At 44.4% G+C, this 3,652-nt stretch carries 2 protein-coding genes; both read left to right on the top strand.

The genetic code is table 11. The features are described from left to right. Window positions 1-437: 437 nt before the first annotated feature. Entirely contained in the window at window positions 438-2,207 is a 1,770-nt protein-coding gene (locus ABF638_RS37125) for a pentapeptide repeat-containing protein (protein WP_435027745.1), read from the top strand. Between the two features lie 253 nt (window positions 2,208-2,460). Further along, window positions 2,461-3,531, top strand: a complete 1,071-nt coding sequence (locus ABF638_RS37120; protein ID WP_181932056.1) for an LOG family protein — start codon at window positions 2,461-2,463, stop codon at window positions 3,529-3,531. Window positions 3,532-3,652: the final 121 nt, after the last annotated feature.

The raw sequence follows: 3,652 nt of genomic DNA, 5'->3' as shown, positions 1-3,652 counted from the left end.
TTAACATATTTTGGGCTGTTTTTATCGGATTTTTCTTAACATTCAACACTTTTGGATTTCTCCTAACAATTACCTCTCCAAGAAACAGTAAGCATTATTTTTACATCAAACTAGTAAATTTCTTGGGGAAAAAGCATAACAAAATAGCAAAAACATGAAAATTACTTGATTTTGGAAAGAATCTTAAGCTAACACTTTATTTACCTCACCAGAAGAAGCTTAAGGCTACTACAGATGAGCGAAAAGCCGCCCTCCAGGAAAGCTGTTGGCAAATGCACAAGAAGTAGCTCTTCATAGACATAGCCAACTGATGATTTTTTTAATATAGTATTTGTTTATACTCTTGATTGTTGGCAATGAATAGCAAACTAGCATAGAAAAAGTTTTAATTCAGGATTATCAAAAACAGTAATTTAAATGTAACAACGGACACAGAAATGTCAACATATTTATCTCAAGTCTGGCAGCTGCTGAGAAATTATGTGAGAGGTACAAGGTTAGAAGAGATGCCAAAGACCACATCGCCAGAAACCGAAGCAGTTTTACCTCTAGAAAAAAGTATTAAAGAACCAGATAAAAGCGTTAAATTTGCTCAAGATGATTTGCAGGAATATTTATACTCTCCGAGACTGCAAAAAAGCTTAGAAAAATGGGCAATACCAAAGAGCGGTTTGACTTCTAAGATAGACGATCAGACATTGGGCACTCTACCCTCTGGGTTATCGTTTAGAGTGGGCGATCGCCAAATGCATGAAGAAATTTATGATTTACTTGGCAATGGGGCGATGAAACCAGAAATAGTCAGCCAAGTAATGGAATTGGTTGTGACTGGTAAAAAAATTCGCCCAGAACTACTTTTCTGGCGGCTAGAAGATTTTTATCATCGCTGGTGTCAGGGAGAATTTATCGATGGAACACCAGATGATAACTTACCTCAGAAAAAAAGATTAAAACTGGCAGCACAAAATATTGCGATCGGATTGAGACAGGTAGACATATATACAGGTCTAAACGTACTGATTTTACTGTTAGAGTTACACCGCTACGCTCAAGAGCAAGATGAACTCAAACAAAAAATCACCTTCTATCCATCTGCCCAACCAGACACAGACAATTTTTTCACATCTCAACTGCTGCGGATTATCAACTATAGCGATGCCCTGGAAATTGGTAACTTTAGCAGTATAGTCGGGCAATTCCTCAAAGGCGGTAACTTTCAGAGTGCTTACTTAGGCGATGCCAACCTCACCGGGGCAGACTTTAGCGGCGCTGACCTAAGCCTTGCTTATCTCGGCGATGCCAACTTAACTGGCGTAAACTTCAGCGGTGCCAACCTTAGCGGTGCCAACCTTGGTGATGCCAACCTCAGCGGTGCCAACCTCAGCGGTGCTAACCTTAGTGGGGCCGACCTTAGTAGTACCAACCTCAGTGGTGCTAACCTCAGCTGTGCTAACCTCAGCCGTGCCGATCTCAACCGCGCCGACCTCAGCAGTACGAATCTCAGTCGCGCCGACCTCAACCATGCCGACCTCAACCGCGCTGACCTGAGTAGCACCAACCTTAGCCATGCTGATCTAAGTAACGCCATCCTTTTCGGTGCAAATCTGAGTGAAGCCAACCTTAGCAGCGTCAGCTTTAGCTATGCCGATCTTTGCCGCGCCGACCTCAGTGGTGCTGATTTGAGTCACGCCATTCTCAACGGTACTAACCTCAGTGACACAATTCTTTTCAGTACCAACCTTAGTGATGCTATCCTTGTTGCCGCAGACCTCAGCTACGCCAAACTTAACGGTGCCAAACTTAACAATGCCAGACTTAACGGCGCAATGTTCTTAGGTGCCGACCTTAGTGGCGTAGACCTGAGTCGGGTAATTCTCAACGAAGCCGACCTCAGTGGCGTGATTCTCAACGACGCCGACCTCAGTGGTGCCGATCTCACCGACGCCATCCTGTTCGGCACAGACCTCAGCTATGCCAATCTTAACAGTGCTAACCTCAGTGGCAGTAACCTCAGTGGTGCTATTCTCAATGGTGCGGATCTTAGCCATAGCAACCTCAGTTACGCCATTTTGGGTGGTGCAGACCTCAGCGACGCCAATCTCCAAGAAATGAACTGGGGTAAAAAGCAGCAGTGGGAAGGTGTGCGGGGATTAGAGACAGCAGTTAATGTGCCAGAGGCGTTGAAAGAAGAACTGGGATTGAATTGAGGGGAAGCTGAGACATTTTGACTCAGCAAATGTCTAAATTATTCGCATGACTAATGGCATTCGTTGGAAGCTCACGATGAACATCATCTTCCGAGTTTCAATCTCAAAAGATGGGGATCTCAACTTGAGTAATCACCAATACTACCTCAAAGCCAGCTCTAAGAATGCTAGCTGCACATCAGAGGGGTATATCCCGCTTGCTAGAGTGTAAGTCATTCACGTAAAATATAGTGCCATTGTTGCGGCAGTTCTCATGACCTCATCTGCGTCGTTTGACACATTAGAGTCTTTACAGGCGGATATCGCTGAATTGATCGCTCGTTTACCGACATTAAAAAATCGGCAATTTATTCAGCAAGCACTTGCTACTATTGTTCGTCTAGCTGATAGCGAAATTGAGCGTCTCGATTGGAAAATCTTGTCGGCTGCGTTAGCAGATATGGAGCGCGGTTTCGAGCTTTTTTATGATTACCGACACGTTCGCAAAGTCACAATCTTCGGTTCTGCTCGTCTCGCGGCAGATACACCAGAGTACCAAATGGCCCTTGAGTTTGCTCACGCTGTTTCTCAATTAGGATTCATGGTGATGACCGGCGGCGGCGGTGGGATCATGCAGGCGGGACACGAAGGTGCTGGGCGAGAAAATTCCTTTGGATTAAATATTCAGTTACCCTTTGAACAGGAAGCGAACCCTTTTATAGAAGGTGATCCCAAGTTAATACACTTCAAATATTTCTTTACCCGCAAGCTATTTCTCCTGAAAGAAAGTGATGCTGTAGCCTTATTTCCGGGAGGCTTTGGCACTCAAGATGAAGCTTTTGAATGCATGACATTAAGCCAGACTGGTAAATTTGGCCCAGTACCTCTAGTTTTAATTGATCGCCCTGGTGGTGATTACTGGCGCTCTTGGAGCGAATACATTGATAAACAATTAGTGCAAAATGGTCTTGTCAGTCCTGAAGACCCCAGCCTTTACACGGTGACAGATAACCTGGATGTAGCTTGCGACGCTATCACCCGTTTTTACCAGGTTTATCATTCTAGCCGCTATGTAGGGGATCAATTAGTCATCCGCCTGAAAACAGATATATCAGACGCTCTTGTTGAGCAACTCAATGCTGATTTCAGCGACATTATTGTTAAAGGACGAATTGAAAAAAGTCAGGCATTACCTCAAGAAGCACAAGATGAAACTGTTGGGCTACCCCGCCTCATTTTGTATTTCAATCAACGCGATTTGGGGCGCTTGTATCAGATGATTGCCACAATTAATCAGATGGGTACTCCTTCAGCAGAGGATGCAGCACATCCAGAAAGAAAATAGATATTAACTAATTCGTAATTCGTAATTTGTAATGACTTTTGCGGACTATTTCGCACTGCGATAAGGTAACGTGAGTTCGATGAACCTCTCCCTCCCAGCCTCCCTCTGGGAAACGGAAAGG

It is taken from the genome of Nostoc sp. CALU 1950 (assembly GCF_051172895.1).
GTDB lineage: Bacteria > Cyanobacteriota > Cyanobacteriia > Cyanobacteriales > Nostocaceae > Nostoc > Nostoc edaphicum_A.
This window is presented reverse-complemented; position numbering and strand designations above follow the sequence as displayed.

Coding starts and splice junctions, on each gene's coding strand:
- ABF638_RS37120 (WP_181932056.1), top strand. CDS start 2,461: ATGACCTCATCTGCGTCGTTTGACACATTAGAGTCTTTACAGGCGGAT.
- ABF638_RS37125 (WP_435027745.1), top strand. CDS start 438: ATGTCAACATATTTATCTCAAGTCTGGCAGCTGCTGAGAAATTATGTG.